Annotated in this window: 22 protein-coding genes; 4 read left to right on the top strand and 18 right to left on the bottom strand. The window is 38.4% G+C overall.

Features of this window, described 5'->3' with window-relative positions; all coding sequences use genetic code 11:
- Positions 1-63: 63 nt before the first annotated feature.
- Both AB3K24_RS01530 and AB3K24_RS01525 read left to right on the top strand, forming a co-directional pair.
- Entirely contained in the window at positions 64-564 is a 501-nt protein-coding gene (locus AB3K24_RS01530; protein WP_367973475.1) for an aminoacyl-tRNA deacylase, read from the top strand.
- Positions 557-1,105, top strand: coding sequence for a metalloprotease family protein (locus tag AB3K24_RS01525; protein ID WP_367973474.1), 549 nt, complete (start codon positions 557-559; stop codon positions 1,103-1,105). Before AB3K24_RS01530 ends, AB3K24_RS01525 begins: the two co-directional genes overlap by 8 nt.
- A gap of 64 nt (positions 1,106-1,169) precedes the next feature.
- Here the strand turns inward: AB3K24_RS01525 and dnaB are convergent, their stop codons facing one another.
- The 15 genes from dnaB to gltX form a co-directional block, all read right to left on the bottom strand.
- Entirely contained in the window at positions 1,170-2,624 is a 1,455-nt protein-coding gene (gene dnaB, locus AB3K24_RS01520; protein ID WP_367973473.1) for a replicative DNA helicase, read from the bottom strand.
- A gap of 2 nt (positions 2,625-2,626) precedes the next feature.
- A complete protein-coding gene (gene rplI, locus AB3K24_RS01515) occupies positions 2,627-3,079 on the bottom strand; it encodes a 50S ribosomal protein L9 (protein ID WP_367973472.1) in 453 nt (150 codons plus the stop codon).
- A 76-nt stretch (positions 3,080-3,155) separates the two neighbouring features.
- Positions 3,156-5,186, bottom strand: a complete 2,031-nt coding sequence (locus AB3K24_RS01510; protein WP_367975526.1) for a DHH family phosphoesterase — start codon at positions 5,184-5,186, stop codon at positions 3,156-3,158.
- Positions 5,187-5,332: 146 nt separating this feature from the next.
- Entirely contained in the window at positions 5,333-5,617 is a 285-nt protein-coding gene (rpsR, locus tag AB3K24_RS01505) for a 30S ribosomal protein S18 (RefSeq protein WP_367973471.1), read from the bottom strand.
- A gap of 37 nt (positions 5,618-5,654) precedes the next feature.
- On the bottom strand, positions 5,655-6,212 hold the full coding sequence (gene ssb, locus AB3K24_RS01500; protein ID WP_367973470.1) for a single-stranded DNA-binding protein: 558 nt from the start codon (positions 6,210-6,212) through the stop codon (positions 5,655-5,657).
- Positions 6,213-6,245: 33 nt separating this feature from the next.
- Positions 6,246-6,542 (bottom strand): 30S ribosomal protein S6, encoded by a 297-nt coding sequence (gene rpsF / locus AB3K24_RS01495; protein WP_367973469.1) that lies wholly within the window; start codon positions 6,540-6,542, stop codon positions 6,246-6,248.
- A 166-nt stretch (positions 6,543-6,708) separates the two neighbouring features.
- On the bottom strand, positions 6,709-7,014 hold the full coding sequence (locus AB3K24_RS01490; protein ID WP_367973468.1) for a hypothetical protein: 306 nt from the start codon (positions 7,012-7,014) through the stop codon (positions 6,709-6,711).
- Positions 7,015-7,061: 47 nt separating this feature from the next.
- Complete coding sequence (gene pepV / locus AB3K24_RS01485) at positions 7,062-8,507, bottom strand: dipeptidase PepV (RefSeq protein ID WP_367973467.1); 1,446 nt, start codon at positions 8,505-8,507, stop codon at positions 7,062-7,064.
- 20 nt (positions 8,508-8,527) lie between these two features.
- Complete coding sequence (locus AB3K24_RS01480; protein WP_367973466.1) at positions 8,528-9,352, bottom strand: energy-coupling factor transporter transmembrane component T family protein; 825 nt, start codon at positions 9,350-9,352, stop codon at positions 8,528-8,530.
- An 87-nt stretch (positions 9,353-9,439) separates the two neighbouring features.
- Entirely contained in the window at positions 9,440-11,125 is a 1,686-nt protein-coding gene (locus tag AB3K24_RS01475; RefSeq protein ID WP_367973465.1) for an ABC transporter ATP-binding protein, read from the bottom strand.
- Between the two features lie 53 nt (positions 11,126-11,178).
- Positions 11,179-11,742, bottom strand: a complete 564-nt coding sequence (locus AB3K24_RS01470; RefSeq protein WP_367973464.1) for an ECF-type riboflavin transporter substrate-binding protein — start codon at positions 11,740-11,742, stop codon at positions 11,179-11,181.
- A 349-nt stretch (positions 11,743-12,091) separates the two neighbouring features.
- Positions 12,092-12,634 carry a hypothetical protein gene (locus AB3K24_RS01465; protein ID WP_367973463.1) on the bottom strand — a complete coding sequence of 181 codons (543 nt, stop codon included), beginning with the start codon at positions 12,632-12,634 and terminating at the stop codon, positions 12,092-12,094.
- 184 nt (positions 12,635-12,818) lie between these two features.
- Entirely contained in the window at positions 12,819-13,874 is a 1,056-nt protein-coding gene (adhP, locus tag AB3K24_RS01460; RefSeq protein ID WP_367973462.1) for an alcohol dehydrogenase AdhP, read from the bottom strand.
- Between the two features lie 169 nt (positions 13,875-14,043).
- Positions 14,044-14,946 (bottom strand): NADP-dependent oxidoreductase, encoded by a 903-nt coding sequence (locus AB3K24_RS01455; RefSeq protein WP_367973461.1) that lies wholly within the window; start codon positions 14,944-14,946, stop codon positions 14,044-14,046.
- A gap of 138 nt (positions 14,947-15,084) precedes the next feature.
- On the bottom strand, positions 15,085-16,581 hold the full coding sequence (gltX, locus tag AB3K24_RS01450; RefSeq protein WP_367973460.1) for a glutamate--tRNA ligase: 1,497 nt from the start codon (positions 16,579-16,581) through the stop codon (positions 15,085-15,087).
- A gap of 402 nt (positions 16,582-16,983) precedes the next feature.
- On the opposite strand from gltX, the gene AB3K24_RS01445 reads away from it, so the two are divergent.
- The gene (locus tag AB3K24_RS01445) at positions 16,984-17,601 is read left to right on the top strand and encodes an ATP-binding cassette domain-containing protein (protein ID WP_367973459.1); all 618 of its coding nucleotides are present in this window, start codon (positions 16,984-16,986) and stop codon (positions 17,599-17,601) included.
- Positions 17,579-18,697, top strand: coding sequence for a hypothetical protein (locus AB3K24_RS01440; RefSeq protein ID WP_367973458.1), 1,119 nt, complete (start codon positions 17,579-17,581; stop codon positions 18,695-18,697). The genes AB3K24_RS01445 and AB3K24_RS01440 overlap by 23 nt, the downstream gene beginning before the upstream one ends.
- A gap of 231 nt (positions 18,698-18,928) precedes the next feature.
- Here the strand turns inward: AB3K24_RS01440 and AB3K24_RS01435 are convergent, their stop codons facing one another.
- The 3 genes from AB3K24_RS01435 to AB3K24_RS01425 form a co-directional block, all read right to left on the bottom strand.
- On the bottom strand, positions 18,929-19,303 hold the full coding sequence (locus AB3K24_RS01435) for a hypothetical protein (protein ID WP_367973457.1): 375 nt from the start codon (positions 19,301-19,303) through the stop codon (positions 18,929-18,931).
- A gap of 21 nt (positions 19,304-19,324) precedes the next feature.
- Positions 19,325-20,692, bottom strand: coding sequence for a DNA repair protein RadA (radA, locus tag AB3K24_RS01430; RefSeq protein ID WP_367975524.1), 1,368 nt, complete (start codon positions 20,690-20,692; stop codon positions 19,325-19,327).
- 90 nt (positions 20,693-20,782) lie between these two features.
- Positions 20,783-21,322: a dCTP deaminase/dUTPase family protein gene (locus AB3K24_RS01425; RefSeq protein ID WP_367973456.1), complete on the bottom strand. Its 540-nt coding sequence runs from the start codon at positions 21,320-21,322 to the stop codon at positions 20,783-20,785.
- Positions 21,323-21,419 lie beyond the last annotated feature (97 nt).

Genomic DNA, 21,419 nt, shown 5'->3' with positions numbered 1-21,419 from the left:
CCATATATTGGTCTGACCAGTAACTGCATTGGGTACGCCAATTTATGGTAAAATAAACTTATTATGGCAAAGAAAAAAATTAAAAAAACACTTCCCGAACAAATAATGGATAAACACGGTGTGACATACGAACCATTGGTACTCAATATTTTGGATAAGTCTGAAACAGAACGCGACCTAATTCTTGATACATTTCATATCAAACACGATGATATTTATAAAACATTGGCCGCAACAGGAGATAGAACTGGACCAATAGTGGCCGTTCTGCCTATTACAAAACATTTGTCACTGAAAAAGTTAGCAGCGGTTTCTGGTAACAAAAAAGCGGCCATGTTATCACTTAAGGATCTGCAAAAAACAACTGGTTATGTCCACGGTGCTAACAATCCAATAGGTATTTGGCAGAATAAGCACTTCCCGATTTACATTGATGAAACTGCGGCCAAGGCCGACTACTTTTTAGTCAGTGGTGGTGAGCTTGGCCGTTCAGACAAAATCAAACCAAACGACGTTGCACAGTTGATTGCGGCACCTTTTGTAGATTTATTAGAACATGATTGATATCTTGATTTCTCATATTATCTGGTGGTTTATTGTGCCTGTTATCGGCGCCTACTTTATTAGTCTGATGTCGCAATTCTCGACACAATGGGCAATTCGTCACTCATCTTATAAAATAGTTGCTGTGCTTGGATTTTTAGGTGTTGTCATTCATGAATTAAGTCATTTATTGGTCGCATTAATATTTAACCACAAAATCGTTAACTTCAAATTATGGCAAATAAGTGATGACGGCGTCTTAGGTTATGTCAATCATACCTACAACCCTAAAAGTTTTTATCAACGTTTAGGCAATGTTTTTATTGGTTTAGCACCTATCCTTGTCTTAACCTTAGTTTTTTATGCGCTCACTAAAATCACTTACGATTCTTTATGGCAAATCTCAGTTATTATCTTTTTTCTACCAAGCTTCATCCTAGGTTTTAACCTGTCCAAAGCTGATTGGATTAACTTTTGGTATGGCACACCTTTCTATCTTATCGTTATTATTGTTACGTCAGTTATTGAATTTGCAACTGATTACATGCCGCGTTTGTTTTAATATACTAACCATTACCATACAAAAAAAGTGAGATAATATCTCACTTTTTTGTTGCCAACAAACACTACCAATTAGGGCCCGCGTTAGGATCATCACGAAACAATGGTGCCATTGGACTAAATTTAAACGTTGGTTTATTAAACATTAACGTTGCTGTGCCACGTGCCCCTGCACGATTTTTTTCTAAAATAATTTCAATGGGTACAGCTTCTTCTTCATCCTGCGGATCATCATTGCCACCCTCATCGCTGCCCTCATTACGATAATAATCGTCTCGGTATAAAAAGGCCACAATATCGGCATCCTGTTCAATAGAACCCGATTCACGTAAATCAGATAGTACTGGCCGTTTATCATTTCGCTGTTCAACGCCACGACTCAACTGTGCCAATGCCAAAATAGGTGTGTGAAGCTCTTTTGCAAGTTTTTTAATTGAACGCGAGATTTCTGACACTGCCTGCTGGCGACTTTCTTTGTTATTTGATTCTATCAAACCAAGATAGTCAATAATCACCATACCTATCGGATGCGGATTATTAACACGTTGATCTGATGTCATATCATTCACAATTTCTTTTTCTAGTTTACGTAACTTTGCACTAATTTGATTAATTTTAATGCCTGGCGTGTCATCCAGATAAATTTGCATGTTAGCTAGAGATTGCATAGCTAATGTCAACGATTGCCAATCTTCTTGTGTCATTTGACCTGTTGTTAAATGATTAGAGTCAATAGCACCTTCCGCAGCTACTAATCGTGTCACAAGATCAACCGCGCCCATTTCCAAGCTAAACACAACCACCGGTACTTGCTCAGATTTTGCGACATTTTTTGCAATATTCAAAACAAATGCTGTTTTACCAACAGCAGGACGTGCACCAAGTACAACCATTTGATCTTCTCGAAAACCATGTGTTAATTTGTCAAGCTCTGGATAACCTGTTGCTAAACCAACGACATCATTATCATTATCAACAGCACTATCTAAATTAGACTGAAATTCCTGCAAGACATCTTTGATTTTTTGAAAATCTTCATCCCCACGATTTTCAGCCAAACCATCTAAATTACGGTTAAGTGTATCCAAAATATCTTCGCTCGGTTCGGCACTATCATACGCTAACGACATACTTCTTGTTAGTGTGTCAATCATGCGACGTAAAATTGATTTTTCACGCACAATATTGGCATAATGTTTGAGGTTAGCAGCAGATGCCGATGATTCAGATATTTCCGCTAAATATGCCATTCCGCCGACATTATCAAGTTGTTGCATGCTATTAAGCTTGTCTTGTAATGTCAACATATCAATTGGGCGTTGTTCATCAATCAATTGCTGCATCGCTTTAAAAATAGTTTGGTGTGCTTGCCTATAAAAATCATCGGATTCTATAATCGCATTAGCTTCAACCATGGCATTATCCGACTTAACATCGAAGAAAATGGCACCGAGCACCGCACGTTCTGCATCAACATCCTGAGGTACTTGCCTATATTCGTATGAACCAGGATTGTCCATATTTAACCCTCGCTAACGTGAACACGTAAGTTTGCCATCACTTCACGATGCAACTTTAATGGCACATCCGTATAACCCAGCGAATGAATCGGTTGATTTAGCACTAATTTTCGCTTATCAACTTTGAGCTGCTTTTGAGCTGCCAATGCCGTAACAATTTGTTTTGTTGATACAGCACCAAACAAACGACCATCAGCACCTGAATTACCTGTTAATTCAACAACAAAATTTTCATCTTCAATTTTTGATTTTAATGCTTGCGCTGCTGCTAGTGATTCCGCTGCTGCTTTGTCTTCAGCTTTTTGACGGCCCTTAACAGCGCCTAAATTTTTGCCTGTGGCTGGCTCGGCTTTTTTATTTTTAATCAAAAAATTATTCGCATAACCATCCGGTACTTCTTTAATCTCGCCCTTTTTTCCACGGCCTTTAACATCTTCTAAAAATACAACTTTCATAATAATTATCCTCCAAATTTATTTTAGTAAACAATTTTATGCTTACTTACTTGCAAACTATGCTTATTAAAATAAGTTATTGTTCATCAACATTTTCTGTCAAAACATGTTGTAATTCTGCCGTTACTGCTTCTGTGGTTGTATCTAGAATTTGTGTTGCGGCATTAGATAAGTGTCCACCGCCACCCATCGCTTCCATGACACGTTGCACATTTTGTTGACCAGTGGAACGTGCAGAAATACCCACACGACCATCTACGCGCTTAGTAATAACATATGACGCCTCCACACCACTTATTTGCAAAAGTTCATCAGCAGCTTGTGCTGTGAGCAAACCAGAATAAGTGACATTATTTTCACCCGTCACAATGGCACTACCTGTATGAACCACGGCTAAATTAATCAAGTGCGTTCTTGCTTTAAAGTCTATAAACTTTTCTTTCATAAACGACTGAATCAAATTACTATCCGCCCCGTTCGCACGTAAATAGCTAGCAGCATCAAATGTTCTTGTTCCTGTACGCAAGGTGAAGTTTTTCGTGTCAATTTGAATGCCACCAAGCATAGCAGTTGCTTCCAATTTAGTGATTGGTGCATGACTTTGGTCCTGATATTGCAACATTTCAACAACTAATTCAGATGTAGACGAAGCATATGGTTCAACATAACTTAACAATGGCTTTTCCGTCAACCCTTTTTCAGCTAGACGATGATGATCAATCACGACAACGCGATTTGTCAACCTTTCCAACAAATGCGGCGCACTGGTAATAGCAGCACTGGCATGATCCACCAAAATGAGTAACGTGTTGTCCCTTACCAACTTTAAGGCACGTGATTCATCAACAATTGAATCATTAATATTTGATCCTGGTGCCACAATATCAGGCGGATTTTTACGAATCTCTGCCAGAAGTGACGTAATATCACTATAAACCGTTTTCTCATCGACAATTAAAAATGCCGCTTTGTTTTTTGTTTGTGCCATTCGCCAGATACCCAGACCAGCACCAATGGCATCCAAATCTGGTGTTGCATGTCCTACAATCATAACATTGTCAGATTGTTCCATTAATTCAGCAACAGTTTGCGAAATCATTCTTGCTCTGACACGTGTCCGCTTTTCCATTGGATTTGTTGCGCCACCGTAAAAACGTGCCGCCGATTGATTCGAATTAACAACAACTTGATCGCCACCACGTCCTAAAGCCAAATCCAAATTGGTTTGTGCCATTTTAGCTAAGTTAATAATATCTTGTTCCCCATAAGCAATTCCCATGGACAATGTCACGGGGGAATTTTGCTGCGCTGTCGCTTCACGGATAGCTTTCAAAATTGAAAACTTATCTTTTTCAGCTTCTTGCAAGGATGTTTGGTAACCAAACATCACATAATGAACTGTGTTTAAACGGCGCAGATAAATGTGATGTGCCGCTGCCCACTCGCCCAATGCCCCAGTCACATAGGTGCGTAATGTTGACGTTTCCGATTCACTCATGCCCTCAGTGACTTCTTCATAGTTATCAACTGAAATTAGTCCGCTAAACAACTGGTGATTTTCATATTCAGTTGCAATGGCAGCATATTCGCTAATATCCATCATATAGATGACACGCAAATTTTGCTGAACATAAAGCGAGAATTGTTTATCTTGCCAAGTAATCGTGTTCGTTTCTTTAGCATCTGAATAATTTTTAACATTGGTTGCTAATGTCGAATCTAAATCAGCAAGCGTCATACCTAAGACATCACGTTTATCCAAATAAGCTTGCATATACGGATTGATCCAATCAATTTTTTCAGCCTCATTCAATAAAATGATTCCTATAGGCATACGTATGAGCGCTTCTTGCTCACTACGAGAAATACGATAACCTAAACCAGAGAGATACTCTTGGGCATTCTCATTGACTTCCTTTAATGCCTGTGCTGAATAAACTAAACCGACAACGACCACAATAACCCAGATTAAACCAAAGACCCAACTACTTAACAATGCAAAAATGACACTTACGACACTTACTAAAAGTAATAGTAATGTCACTGTGCCTAATTTTGAATTTTGAAAAAAAATAGGGAGTGTTTTAAAATTAAATAACTTTTTCACAAGTAACCTCAATGTTTTCATATATCATGCTCACATTCTAATACTGATATATTAAAATGTATTATACGTTCTATTTTACCACATTTGCAGTTTTCCTAAATAAACAAAAAACCCAGGTATTTACCTGAGTTTTTGAAGACTTGATATTATTCTTCCGTAACGAATGGCAACAAAGCCATAATACGTGCGCGTTTAATAGCGATCGTAACTTTACGTTGATTCTTTGCTGAAGTACCTGTTACACGACGTGGCAAAATTTTACCGCGTTCTGAGATAAAGCGTTCCAACAATTCTGTGTTCTTGTAGTCAATGTGCTCAATATGGTTAGCTGCAATGAAGTCAACCTTACGACGACGACGTGGACCGCCTTGTGGGCGACGCGAGCGTTGTGGACGTTCTGAGTTTTGTGGACGAGAGTTTTGTTCTGGCATGATTAAAAGCTCCTTTCATATCGTTTTATTTATATTTTTAAAATGGTAAATCATCATCTGATATATCAATTTCTGTTTTGCCACTAGCCGCAAATGGGTTAGCTGCTTCATTTGTCGCAGTTGAAGTTGCTTGCGTGTTTGAATTTTGGTTCGCACTCGCAAACGGATCAACGCCACCAAACGAATTATCACTTGGCGCACTCGCACTGAAGCCACCACCATTGTTAGATGATGGTTCGGACGTGCCATTTTGAGCACGTCTTTTATCACTTTCAGCACGTGATTCAAGCAATGAAAAATTATCAACAACAACTTCAGTAACGTAGACACGTTGTCCTTGGTTATTTTCATAATTTCTTGTTTGCAAACGACCTTCAACGGCAACTAAAGCGCCTTTCCCAGTAAAGTTTGCAAAGTTTTCGGCTGCTTTTCGCCAAATCACGGCGTTAATAAAATCAGCCTCACGTTCACCAGCTTGATTAGTAAACTGACGATTAACCGCCATACTAAACGTGCCGACAGCTGTACCCGATTGGGTATAGCGTAATTCCACATCACGGGTCAATCGCCCAATCAATACTACTCGATTAATCATAATAAAAGCTCCTTCACCAGTGGAATTTCAGAATTATTCTGCGTCGCGCTTAATAATCATGTGACGTAAGATATCTTGCGAAATCTTAGCCAAACGATCAAATTCGTTGATAGCAGCATCGTCTTCTGCAGTGAAATTGATGATATGGTACACGCCTTCGCGGTATCCAGCAATTTCATATGCAAAACGACGAGTTGCCCAGTCAGCTGACTTTGTAATCGTTGCGCCATTATCAGTCAAAATGCTGTCAAAACGCTCAACGAGCACTTTCTTTGCATCTGATTCTAAGTCAGGACGAACGATATAAGTCATTTCGTATGATGTAGCCATGTTTTATTTCCTCCTTTTGGTCTCCGGCAGCCTTGGCTGCAAGGAGTGGATATACTTTTGTATACTCACAATTATTAATGATACTACAAAACCACCTAACATTTCAAGTGTTTCGCAGAATTTTCCATCTGGTCTTTAAATAATACGGTTAAAAACTTTTCGACGCTTACGATTCCGTATTAAATTCAACTTCTTCTAACATGTCTGTAATTGTGTCAATGAAATCTGGTTCTTCTAGTTGTTTTAAAATGTCAGCATCTTTCTTGCCTTGTAAACTAACAAGCAGATTGGAGACAATATTTTCCCACATAGTGTCCGCGTTACGTTCAAGTCTCACGGTACCATATTGCGCACGTTCTTTACGGGCATTATTTTTTTCTTCTTGGAAAGCATAAGCTTTCATTAAGACACTTTCAACAATTTGCGTTGGTAAAGCTTGTTCAAGTGCGCGTCTAAATTCTGGTAGTTGCATATTTTTCTCCCTAATTGTTACATCATTTTTTGTATGACAACTATCATTTACTTGGCCAATTCATACAATGCCTGTGCAAATATTGCCTGAGCTTTGGGCATATTATCTAATAAAACATACTCATCTGGTTGATGACTCATCACCTCAACATTTGGAAACTGACCACCAAAAGCAACACCACGTTTTAACAACCGTGCATATGACCCACCATTTGATATTTTATAGTTTTTTTCCGTTTGCGTATGTTGCGCGTAAACTGATTCTAACGTTTGTACAATAGGGTCATTAAGATTAACCATGTGTGGTTGATTGCCAAATTGGGTTTCCTTGAAAATTTTAGCATTTAAACCGCCAATATGTCGCTGAACCTGCGTTAAAATCGCCGTTTCTGTTATGCCGATTGGAAAACGAAATTGAATGCGTATTTCCCCAGCTGACGCGTTTAGGTACGACATTTTCCCGATGTTCATAGTGAGATCACCCATAATAGCATCATGAAATACGAGGCCCAACTTTTCGCCAAACACATTTTGATGATTATCATCACCTAGAAATTCTAAAAAGGCATGGGCTTGCCCTTCAAATGCAAACTGATTCAAAAAGTGTGCTAAATAAGTGCCTGCATTTAACCCATCTTCTGGATAAGCGCCATGGGTCGCTTTACCATACAAAGTCAACAAAATATGGCCATCATCATACTGACCAATACCAGTGATTAAAGGTGTTTTTGTTAAATACTGTTCATATATGGCTAAAAATTGATTAATATCATAGTTATCTGGCAAACGAACTATCGCTTTTGCAACACCAGGCACAACATTATCACGTTCGCCAGCGTCAAATTTAAGCAACTGCCAGCTAGAATCTACTTGTGTATTCCCTTGGAATTTAATCGTAATCGTCTGCACGCCTTTTTCACCTGGCACTACTGGAAACGCCCCGTCTGGTGAAAAGCCTAACGTTGGTTCACCAACTTGTGCCAAGTAGGTTTTCATATCGCGCCAATCAGACTCCTCATCACTACCAAATATCAAACGAATGCGACGTTTTGGTAAAAAGTCATTATCCTTTAATTGCAATAAAGCATAGTAACTGGTAATTAAGTCAGCTTTCATGTCATGTGTGCCACGCCCATAGAGACGATTGCCAACAATTTTAGGGCTAAAGGGTAACGTCACCCGCCAAGCAGATGCATTACCTGGTACAACGTCCACATGTGACAAAACACCAACCGTCTCGACTGCCTCTTTAGGGCCATAATCTACGACGACGACCATATTATCAGCCACACGGGTGACTGTAAAGCCATCACGAGTCGCTAAATCAAACAAAAATTGCAACGCTGTTTCAATACCAACCCCAAATGGTTGTTGAAACGTCGCTGTTTTTGTATCTAAGACCGATGGAATGGCCAAAAATTGCAACAAATCCCGTTGCAATACTTGTTGATACTTTTTTGCTTCTTCTTGCCATTGATATACTGTTTTTTTCATATGACCGACCAATACTTTTGTTACTGAAAGGGATTATACAAGCGCCCACCATTGATGATTAAAAGGGTGACACCTGCCATAATGATTATAATTGAACCAACAAAAACAAGCATGTCACGTTTTGAAAAAGCTTGTTCTTGATACCAAGAACGTGTTTTTTCTCGACCGAAACGACGTAGTTCCATTGCTTGACTAATTGTTTCAATGCGATTCAGGCTTGTAAATACTAAGGGCAAAATAATTTGTACAGCGCCTTTTGATCGTGCTAATAGTGATGCTTTTTTGGATATTTCATACCCGCGTGCTTGTTGCGCCAAGCTAATTGTATGATAGTCACTTTGAACATCAGGAATATACCGCAAAGTAATAGCAAACGAATAAGCTATTTTATAGGGGACACCAATTTTATTCAAACCAGCAGCAAATTCACTTGGATTGGTCGTAAACAATAAAATAATAGCCAAGGGTAATGAAAAGAAATATTTTAACAGTAAATTAAACTCATAAAACAACTGTTCTTGTGTGATGGTCCAGTAGCCACTGCCAAACAATACGTGATGGGTTCCATACAATTGCGTGCCATATTGCGGCGCAAGCACGGCCACCATCACCAAGTTAATCACTGCAAAAACAAACACCAATTTCAACATTAAGGCGTATTCATGATACTTAATTTGCGCCATTCGCATTAAAGCTATCGCTAAAACGCCTAATGCTAACAAAAAACGCGTATCATAGGAAATCATACCCATTGTACTTAACGCCAAAAAACCAACTAATTTTGCTGTGCCAGTTGTACGATTAAGCCAAGTATCTCGTTGCTTGTATCCAAATAGATTATTCATAGTTTTTGTGCCAAAATATATCACTGTGTTGTAAGTTCAACTGTCCCTACACACTAGCCAACACTTTTTCCTTCCAAAATATTCAAGTTACACTGATTTATTGACAATTGCTGCATTTAACTCTTCAGGATTTGAAATACCCAAACGCGCAGCTAATTGATAAATACTTGTTGTACGTAAACTTGCTTGCGTGACTAGTTTTTCATCTGCTAATAATTCAGCCGGTGTCGTATCTGCCAACAATTGCCCATCTACAACCACCAATGCACGTTCTACAAAATTGACTAGTAAATGCATGTCATGTGTAATGATAACAATTGTTGTTTTTTCTTGCTTATTAATGGCCGCTAAGAAATTTAATAATTCGCCCGTATGCGTCGCATCCTGCCCGGCAGTTGGCTCATCTAAAATCAAAATTTGCGGCGATAATACTAACACCGCAGCAATTGTTAACCGCTTTTTTTGACCGAAACTAAGCGCAGATATCGGCCAATGTCGCATACTATCAAGATCAATTAATTTTAAAACGTTACGTGTACGTGTTTCGACATCATCGGTTGGTACATGACGTAATATTAATCCGCTAGCTACTTCCTCAAAAACAGTTGCTTTGGTTATCATATGGTTTGGATTTTGGAGGACGTACCCAATATCATCTGCACGTTCTTTAATTGATTGTTGCAAAACTGATTTGCCATCTAGCAAAATATCCCCTGCATCGGGCATCAAAAATCCTGTTAGCAAATGTGATAATGTTGTTTTCCCTGACCCATTTTTACCCACAATACCCAAAATTTCGCCTTGATGAATGACCGTATTAAACCCTTTGAATAGATGTTGCTTTTTATCATAACTAAAGTCGATATCTTTAATGATCAACTTTGGTGTTTGATGTAACCCTTTTCTAACCGGTATTTTAAGTTGTTCAATAGCTGATTTGTCGTTAGCTACAGCCACCTGCTTAACATCTGCCACATTTGCCAATGACGCTATGTCAACCTGTGCGCGACGTAATAATTTAATATATAAAGGTTCATCTAACCCATTTTCTGGTAAAATACCAGCTTGAATAATTTCTGTTGGCGTACCATTAGCTACAATTCGGCCATTTGCCATAATAATCACACGATCAACATGGGCGCTCAGCACTTCTTCAATACGGTGTTCAATAATAACTACCGTCAAATCACGTGCCGTTTGCAATTTGTCAATCATTTCCATTGCAACCACGCCAGCAGCTGGATCTAAACTAGCCAATGGCTCATCAAATAACAACAATTTACCATCATCAACCAAAACACCAGCCATCGCCGTGCGTTGCTTTTGACCACCAGATAATGCTTGTGGCGCTAAACCTAAGCGTTCTCCTAGACCAAAGCGCGTTGCCCACTTACTGACTTCTGCCTTAATATGAGATACTGACTGATTATCATTTTCAAGTGCAAAAGCAATATCTTCTGCCACTGTCAACCCGACAAACTGTGCATCAGAATCTTGCAATACTGTCCCAGCTTGCAAAGATAAATCAAACAGTGTTTGATCACGAATATTTTTGCCATTTAGCGTTAGGCTTCCCGTAATATCGCCAGCATAGGCTTGTGGAATTAAACCATTAAGCAAACGTAAAAGTGTTGTTTTGCCAGAACCAGATGCGCCAGCAATCAGCACTTTTTCACCGGGATAAATCTGAAAGCTCACATCGTGCAACGTGGGCTCAGCCTGTGCATGATATTTAAATGTGACATGCTGAAAATCAATTAACGGTACTGTCATAATATTCCCTTGTACTTATTTATGTACGCAAGCAAGCGCTTGCTTAGTGATCATTATTCACGTCGTAAACTACTCTTCTTTGGTCGTGACTTAACGTAAGCAACCAGCAATAATGTTCCTATAATTGCAACTGACAACGTATTAACTACTGCTGTAACCGCGCCTTGTAGAAAGACTTTTTGCGCTGCCTCTTTGTAAATCAAAATATCACCAATTGGCGCGATAATAAACCACACAAAAACATTCGAAATTGCTTGCCAAATGTTAAATTGTATTAGTTTTTTAGTTGATAAGTCGCCATATTCCAAAGCTAGATACTTTCGTCCAAGGCCAAGTAAAAAGCCAAAAATGCCATCAGCTATTACCCAAGACCACCACGGTGAACCATAAGTCACGGCATCATTTAATGTATGACCAATAAAACCAACTAACAGACCAACAATTGGGCCAAACAAACCGGCAATTAAAGCCAGCCAACCTTCTGCCACATTAATCGTCGTATTTGGCACACCGGTTGGAATGGCAATAAATTTCATTAGCACAAAGAAAACCGCAGCGCCAATACCAGTTGCCACAACTGAACGTACTGAAAAAGTATTTTTCTTTTTATAATTCATTATTTTCTCCTTATGATATCTTATATATTTGTGTATTAACTGAATAAAAAGTCCCTGTTAATCACTATGACTAACAGGGACGTAAATTACGTGGTACCACCCAAATTCAATTGCCACCAAACACATTATTAGGCAGCAATCCTCTTGGTATATAACGGTACCAAACGAATAAATAGCGTTAACCACTTATTTCAATCCACGTTCATCTTCAACATTTTATGTCACGTTGGCTTACACTACCCCAACTCGCTAAATTGACACGCAATCCCTACTCTTCGCTTCATCGATTATTAACATGCTTTGATTTTAAGACAAACCTTAGTTTTTGTCAAATTATTTTAGACTTTTATCAGTCTGGTAAGATAATTTGCGTTGAAGGTCCTTGTTGCGCTTGCAGTTCCTGTTGTTCTTGAACGAGATAACTTGGAAATAACGTTAAAGCCTTTTCTTCAAAACCAACGACTGAAGAACCCAAAATACGTGTGACTAATTCTAGTAAACGTTCTTCAAAAGTGTCCTTGTCAATCTGCTCAATTTCTTGTTTTAAAGATTGTTGGTACATATTAATATGCACATGAGGCATCAAAGCATAATCACGGCCAATTAGTGCTGACCACGCTTCAAAAACCGCATCTGGCACTTCTTCTTGATCACTATGAGTCAGTGGCATAAAGTTAACACTAAACGTATTATTCGCTTCGCCTTCTTCATCAAAAACTTCTTGTGTGATATTGCCTTCAGTCAATTCCAAGGCATACTCAAAATCAAACGCGCGACGTTCATCAAAAATATGAATGAACCCAGCCGTTTCTTGTCCTTCGTTGGCTGCATCAACAACACGCAAAATACGATCGCGTTGCCCATTAAAAAGTTGTTGTGTAAAATATGGCATGATTCGTCAGTGTATATCTGCTGTCGACTATTATGTTAACAAGCTTTTATACATTCCCTCCAATACATCTGTTACCCAATTCTAACACAAGGACGACTTAACCGCTACGACCATCACTAGGTTTATCATTAATTTATTGACACAAAAAAGCGTTCAGAATGATAATTCTGAACGTTAGTTTAAATTATAATGCTGTTAAATCAAATACTTTACGACCTGTAATACTGCCGGCCTTCATTTCATCAATCACGTCATTCATATCTGTAAAGTTGACTTTTTCTACAATCGGTTTAACTTTACCCTCGGCACCAAATTGGAAAGCTTCCTTCAAATCAGCACGTGTGCCAACTAGTGAACCGCGAACCTCAATACCATCTAATACAGTTTTTGCAATGTTCAAAGCCATATCACCTTGTGGTAAGGCAACCGCAACAAGCTTACCCATTGGACGTAATGAATTCACAGCTTGATTAAATGCTGCCGCGTTGACAGCAGTCACTTGCGCATTGTGCACACCACCAGTTGCCTTTTGAACCTCAGCAGCAACATCGGCAACTTTTTTACGATTAATCAAAACCTCAGCACCGTTTGCCTTAGCTGCGGCAAGCTTATCATCATTACCATCAATAACAGCAACATGTGCGCCGAAAACATTGTGCGCATACTGCACAGCCAAGTTACCCAGACCACCAGCACCATGAACTGATACCCATTGTCCAGGCTTAGTTTCGCCAACTTTAAGTGACTTATACATGGTTACACCAGCACATGTAATTGATGTGGCTTCAAGTGGATCTAAACCTTCTGGTACTTTTACGGCATATTTTGCGTTGACAACAGTTTGTTGTGACATTGCACCATCAACTGTATAACCTGAGTTACGGACTTTACGGCAAAATGTTTCATTCCCTGAAACACAATAATCACATACGCCACAGGCATCATAGAACCAAGCAACTGATACGCGATCCCCAATCTTTAAGTAATCGCCAGCGCCTTCAGCAAGCTTTGACACACGGCCAACACCTTCATGACCAATAACACGACGGAACTGGCCATTACGTTGACCAATTTCATTTGGATTGCCAAAATCTGCACCGGCAACGTGCAAATCTGTGTGACACAAGCCAACATATTCCATATCCACTAAAGCTTCACCAAATGCTAATGGCTTTGGTGTCCAGTCATCAATTAAATCAACGTAACCATCTGGTGTTTGACGTACAACTGCTGCTTTCATAATAATGCTCCTTTTTCATGTGAACTAATTTACAAATTAATTATACGCGTTTTTAGCTGATTTGTAAACATTTCAAATCAGTTTTACGCTTTATTTTGTAAGAAAAAGTGAATCAAATCACTTTCACTTACAAAATAAAAGTACATGCCTCAGCATATACTTTTAAAAACTATTCAAACGTTAAAACCAGCTTACCAACAATATGTTTTAACATCTGAAATTTTTTCAAATTTTCAACATTAAACGGCTTAATATCTGACATAATTACCTTAATTTTATCCTCTGATGCCAATTGCAGTAAGTCGCTTAATTGTCGCCCGTTTGATTTTAAATAGCTATGCGTGACACGCACATCATCGTCATCCCCAACCAGTGAAACCAAACGGCCTGTTGGTTTTAATATAGATAACGCTTGTTTAAGCGAGTCATGACCTAATGTATCCAAAATGACGTCGACACCATCAGGTATAATCTTAGCCAATTGTTCTGTATGTGCATCAATCACATGCAAATTTGAATCAAAGTGTTTCAGAAAATTCACGCCCGCACCAACAGCTGTCGTATAAATGTCACTTGCACCACGTAATTTAGCCATCTGTAGTGCAGTCAAGCCAACTGAGCCAGCACCGCCTAATATTAATACCGATTCGCCTGCCTGGCTATTCAAATTTTCAGTGATTGCTTGATAACCTGTTTGTCCACCCAATGCTAGAGCAGCTGCCTGTGCATAACTCACGTTATCGGGTATTTTAGCCACAGTTTTGCGACCTAAAGCGACAAATTCAGCGTAACTGTTCAAATGTGGTGAAGCAGCCACCCGATCTCCAATTGCAAAATCAGTCACTTCCGATCCGAGCGCAACTATTTCTCCGGCAACCGATGACCCTGGAATCAAAGGTGCTGCCATGTCTTGCCCCATTAATCCCTGTCTAAATTTCACATCATAAGGATCAATCGCTGTCGCGTACTGCTTGACTAGCACTTGTGTTGATTTAATCGTCGGCTTTGTAGCTGTTTGCGTGGCAACCAACACATCAACATCCCCATAATCAATCATTTCAATGGCATACATTTTATCACACTTTCTACATCACTTTTAGGTTTATACCTTTATTATATTGCAAACTATTAGTCGTGTCGTGAACTTTGCTTAACATAAAAAGCACCATCTCATTTAAATTCATGAGATAGCACTTCATAGTATTACTAATTAATTCAAATACGTTGCTTTAACAGCAGCCATTGTGCTTAAAATTGTTTTCTTATCCATAACAACTAACATTTCCGGCAAGTTTGGTCCTTGAATTTGATGCGTTGTCGCAATACGGATTGGGTTCCATAAATTGCGGCCCTTGATTTCAAGCGTGTTTTGAATCGCACGAATCGTAGTCATATAATCTTCTGCGGTTGCTGATTCTGGCAACGCTGTATAAGCTGACTCCCATGCAGAAAACACTTTGCGTCCATCGTCTGACGTTAAGTAATCAACCATCTCATCAGTCATATCTCCTAATTCAAAGAATGGTTGACGCACCAATTCAACAACTTCACGTGTATAAGAGATACCTTCCACACCTGCAACCTTAATCACTTCAGCAAGCCATTCTTTTTTAGTTTCTGCATCAGCCGCGGAAACTAACTTAGCGTTGACTAATTCTTGAATTAATTGTGGCATGACATGATCTAAATCACGACGCATCCATTGGTTGTTAATCCATTCCAACTTCTTTTGGTCAAATTTAGCGTTAGCCTTTGATAAACGCGTTTCGTCAAACATCTGTTTAAATGATTCAAGTGAGAAAATCTCATCTTCACCCTTTGGCGACCAACCAAGCAAACCAATAAAGTTCACCATGGCTTGTGGTTGATAACCTAATTCATGGTATTGTTCCACGAATTGTAACAGGTTCTCATCACGTTTTGATAACTTTTTACCTGTCTCACCGTTGATAATCAATGCCATGTGGCCAAACTTTGGCACATCCCAACCTAGCGCCTCAAAGATCATGATTTGCTTTGGTGTGTTTGATACATGATCATCTCCACGTAATACATGAGAAATCTTCATCAGATGATCATCGATAACAACTGCAAAGTTGTAAGTTGGCATGCCGTCAGTTTTTTGAATAACCCAGTCACCACCAACTTCTTTGGCACCAATTTCAATATGCCCTTTAACAATATCATCCCACGCATAAACTTTTTCTTCAGGCACACGGAAACGAACAACTGGTTTCAAACCTTGCGCTTCAAATTCAGCATACTTTGCTTCACGTTCGTCGTTAGTTAATCCCTCATACTCGTAAACATAGTGGGGTGCTTGCTTTGCTGCTTGTTGCGCTTCACGCTCAGCGGCGATTATTTCTGTTGTTTTATATGACTTATAAGCCAATCCTTTAGCCAATAATTCGTCAATAAATGGTTGGTATAGCCCTTGTTCATTACGTTCTGATTGACGATAAGGTCCGTACTCACCAGGGTTTGCTGGTGATTCATCCCAATCCAACCCAAGCCAAGCTAAATTATCTAATTGTGATTTCTCACCATCGGCAATGTTACGCGCTGTATCGGTATCTTCAATGCGGATAATGAATTTGCCATTATAATGGCGCGCAAAAAGCCAGTTAAAGATTGCTGTACGCGCATTACCAATATGTAAATGGCCCGTTGGTGATGGTGCATAGCGGACACGAATTTCTTCAGTCATGTTGTGTGACGTACCTACTATCATTAATAGTAGGTACGTTTCCTCCTAATTACGCGGTTTTACCGCAGTTATTTGTCTATTCCATTGTACATTATTATGACTGTTCATTTCAAATCATTGCGATCTTGTCAACTATTTTCTTTCTAATGATTTTATAATTATATCGGCATTTTACTATTTACTTTTTAATTATTTTATTGTAAAGTAACCTCAGACACTAAAAATCGGTTTACAAAGAGGAGATTTTATGAGGATTACAAAAATTGTTTCACTCTCAATAGCTGCGACAGAATACGCAACCTTAACAACATATATTTACACGGTATATTAACTATGAGCTTATCTCTAGAAAAGTTAGTATTATCCTATGATACTAACTATCCAATAATCAATGATCTATCAATGACATTAAAAAGTGGTCATATCGTTGGGCTAGTGGCACCCAATGGAACAGGTAAAACCACATTAATGAGAGGAATAAACAAAGATATTTTAATTACTTCTGGCCAAATCGTCCTGTCAAATAACGAGACGGTTTTTTTTATGGAAAATCAAGACGCACTCTTCCCGATGCTGACTGTCAATGAAATGTTTAAATACATCGCTCAAAGCTGGAAATCTAAAGTATCGAGCGAATCAGTAATTAATTTATTAAAAATATCAAATTACACAAACAAAAAAATAGCGAGCCTGTCACTAGGAATGCGTCAAATGGTAATGATTGGCGTTTACTTGCTTGTTGATGCTGAAATTATGTTATTTGATGAACCTATAAACGGATTAGATCAAGTAAATATGTCTATTATTTCGAATGTCATGCTCGATTTAAAACAAAAAAATAAAATTGTTATTGTAAGTTCACATTTGCTTGATAATTTAAGCCAATTTGTTGATGAGTTTTGGTATTTAAAGGGTGGGACAGTTGTTAAGAGCCTTCCAAATACAAACAACATTATAAAAGTCAAAGCAAATTATGAGAATATCTATGGGGATTTGAATGAAAACGCAAATCATATTTGAGTACAAACGAATAATACGATCTAAGATTATATGGTTAATTTTATGTGGATTAATCATTTTAACCACATTACCTTATTTCGGCTTGCCTAGTAGTGATAAAGGGCAATTACTATATGAATATAGGCTTGAGAAAATGACTGCTCAGCAAAGTTATGATTCTTTAAAGAATATTCCAAAAGCGCATAAAACAATGAAAACTATGGAAAAGATAAATCATGATGCTGAACATGTTGTGACTGCGTTGAAAAACAATCAAAATTATGAGGGAGAAGCTTTAACATATTGGCAATCAGTACAGACAGCTACAGAGAGTGGCCAATTACAAGGTGAACAACCGGTTACAATCCAAATGAAGATAGACCGGCTTTCATGGGCAATCACTCATAAAGAACGAGCTACTATTCCAAATAAGCACATGTCAGCAGTAGCATATTTAGTGTACGTTTTGTGGGAAAATATTTCCACAATAGTCTGGTTAGTCGCATTTTCTTTGATAATTATAAATCTATATATTCCTGAAAACGGTGAACCTGGGCGTAAATTGATTAATCAATTACCTTTAACAAAATGGAAAAAAATACTAGCTAAATCGATAGTAGCATTAACTTCTTTCATGGTTATAGCCATTGTGAGTTTTACACCTATACTTATTTTTTTGATAATAAAAAATAAGTTTGGCAGTTTAGATCAACTGTTGATCTCTACAGCTAATGGACAAACCATTATCGCTCAAAGTAGCTACACTTATTTAAGTAATATCATTCTGTTATCGCTACTATTGATGATAATTATTTTATTTTTCCAGCTAATTGTTGTTCACTTTGTGAAGCAATCGTTGACACAAATTGGCATGATAATTGGTATTTTAATTGCTTCACAAAATACTAGTATTTTTTCAAAGGGTATTATATCTAATTGGTTCCCTTTGAATTATCTAGACTTAAACCGTATCATCATTGGCAAATCTGATATTACAAATTTATTTACAAACAATGGCGATGTCAGTACTGAAAAACTAACTATTATTTTAGTTGTTTGGTCACTAGGATTGATCGTCCTCGGTACTGGATTGAGTTATAGAAGAAAAACACTGTAATATATAAGTCAACATAATGATCAACAAAAAAGTAGTTCACTTTATGGACTACTTTTTTGTTGCACTTTAGACATAACTAGTGATCTCTAATTCACAGACTACTTTATAATTGATTGAAACTGTGCCATTTATATGCAATATAAACACCAAATTTTTGCAAAAAAGCGAATTTTTTTATTATAAAACCAGCCCAAGTCACAAAAAGGCAGCTTTTTTATGTAAAACTTTTATTTAAGGTTTATAATTATTACTTTTCAAGTTACTAGCTTTATTCTTAAACCGATTGCCCATATCGCCAATTGATTTAGCAACCAATCGACCTGATTCATCTTTTTGTTGCGTTAATTGATACAATAAATCACACCAACGATATAAAATTATTGTAATAGCCACTAATATCCCGACTATCAATAACTTACCCCACAGCACTAAATCGTCATTTATAATCGTTAAACCAATCAACCAAGCTGACCAAATATCCAAAGCAACTAGTAATACTGATGCAAAGACACCAATCCACCAACGCAAACTATAAGCTATGCCACGTAAGACATATTGATAGAGCCAACAATAGCCCGCGATAAGCAGCCAAATACTCTCACCCATTAATATTTCCCCCTTACTAATTTAATCCAAGGCTAATTTTAAAGCCTCACTTAACGTTGTCACACCAACAACTTGTATGCCCTCTGGAAATTCAATACCATTTAAATTGTTCTTAGGCACAATAGCACGCTTAAACCCAAGTTTACGGGCTTCTTTTAATCGTCCCTCAATATCAGCAACACTCCGTACTTCGCCCGTTAAACCAATTTCACCGACAAAAACATCACTCGGGCGAGATTCTTTATCATGGTATGAACTGGCTATTGCTACCGCAATGGCCAAATCAATCGCTGGTTCATCTAATTTAACACCACCCGCTGCTTTCAAATACGCATCTTGATTCTGCAACAACAAATTCGCGCGTTTTTCCAACACCGCCATAATCAATGACACACGATTACGATCCAATCCGGAGGCTGTACGTTGTGCATTGCCAAACACTGTTGGCGTCACTAAAGCTTGCAGTTCTACCAATATTGGTCTAGATCCTTCAAGTGCGACAACAATTGCCGAACCAGTTGCCCCAGCTAAACGTTCTTCTAAGAAAATTTCTGAAGGGTTAGCCACTTCAATTAAGCCACCATCGCGCATTTCAAAAATACCCAACTCATTGGTTGCGCCAAATCGATTTTTCACCGCACGCAAGATACGATATTTATAATTACTATCACCTTCAAAATAAAGCACAGTGTCAACCATATGCTCTAAAATTTTAGGACCTGCAATCGCGCCATCTTTGGTCACATGGCCCACAATGAAGATAGATATATTATTTGTTTTGGCAATTTGTAAGAGATCTGCAGTAACTTCTCGAATTTGTGATACTGACCCAATAGCAGATGTCACATCTGGTTCTTGCATCGTTTGCACGGAATCAATCACGACAAAATCAGGTTGTAATTCATCAATTTGTTTTTTAATAGCCGTCATATCAGTTTCTGGATACAAATAGAATTCATCGTTACCAACACCCAAGCGGTCCGCACGTAACTTAACTTGTGTCGCAGATTCTTCCCCAGTGACGTACAAAACACGACCCTCATGTGCTAATTGTCCAGAAACTTGCAACAAAAGTGTTGATTTACCAATACCTGGATCACCGCCAATTAACACCATAGACCCAGGGACAACGCCACCGCCTAAGACACGATTAAGTTCCTTCAAATTAGTTGCCACACGTGGTGTTTCTTCAGAAGTAATTTCATTAATTTTTTCAACTTTTGCCGTGCGACCATCTAAGCTAACACGACTTTTACGATCATTTACTTCAGGTGCAATTTTTTCTTCAATTAATGTGCCCCATTCACCACAGTTCGAACACCGACCAAGATAACGTGCTGACGTGAACCCACAGTTTGAACAAATAAATTGTGTTTTTACTTTAGCGATGGTTATTCTCCTTTATCAATTTGAGTTAAACAACTGACCTGCTTTGGTAGCTTTCCTGACACAGCTTACACTAATACAGTATGTGCTTAGTTAATTTTGTCCCGTTGATCCAAAACCGCCTTGGCGTGAAGCTTTTGCGACATTATCATCCCCGTCAGCCAGCAAATATGGTAAGAAAATGCCTTGCCCAATGCGTTCACCTTTTTTGATGTGTACGTCTTTCATACCAAAATTAATGAATTGGAAGAAAATTTCGCCTTCATTTGCGGGGTTATTATAGTAATCTGCATCCACAATACCAACTGCGTTAGGCATCATAATCCGTTTTTTAATCGGTCCACTTGAACGCGAAACAAGTTGCAAATATTCACCATTTGCCATGTAAGCCTTGATGCCGGTAGGAATCAATACCGGCTTAAGCATGTTTTGAAGGTCCACATTATCCCGTACACCTTTTAACTTGCCTAATGACAAAATGCTCAGCCCTTTAAAAAATTGATTACTTGTAGCACTCGGAATAACTATGTCTTCTGATGCCTCAAAATCATATCCTGCTGCCGCTTGTGTACTACGTTTTGGTAAATTAAGACCATCATTGGCCTTAGCTGAAACAACTTCAAATCCACGCATATTATTAGAGTACAGCCAACACGCGAAGTATAAGCTGTACGTTTCCTCCATTTATTAGTTAATCTTTCTTTACCATTATACGGTAAAATACTATCAT

The sequence above is a fragment of the Leuconostoc aquikimchii genome (assembly GCF_040838325.1).
GTDB classification, from domain to species: domain Bacteria; phylum Bacillota; class Bacilli; order Lactobacillales; family Lactobacillaceae; genus Leuconostoc; species Leuconostoc aquikimchii.
Note: the sequence above shows the minus strand (reverse complement) of the source record. Positions and strands in the feature narration are given on the sequence as shown.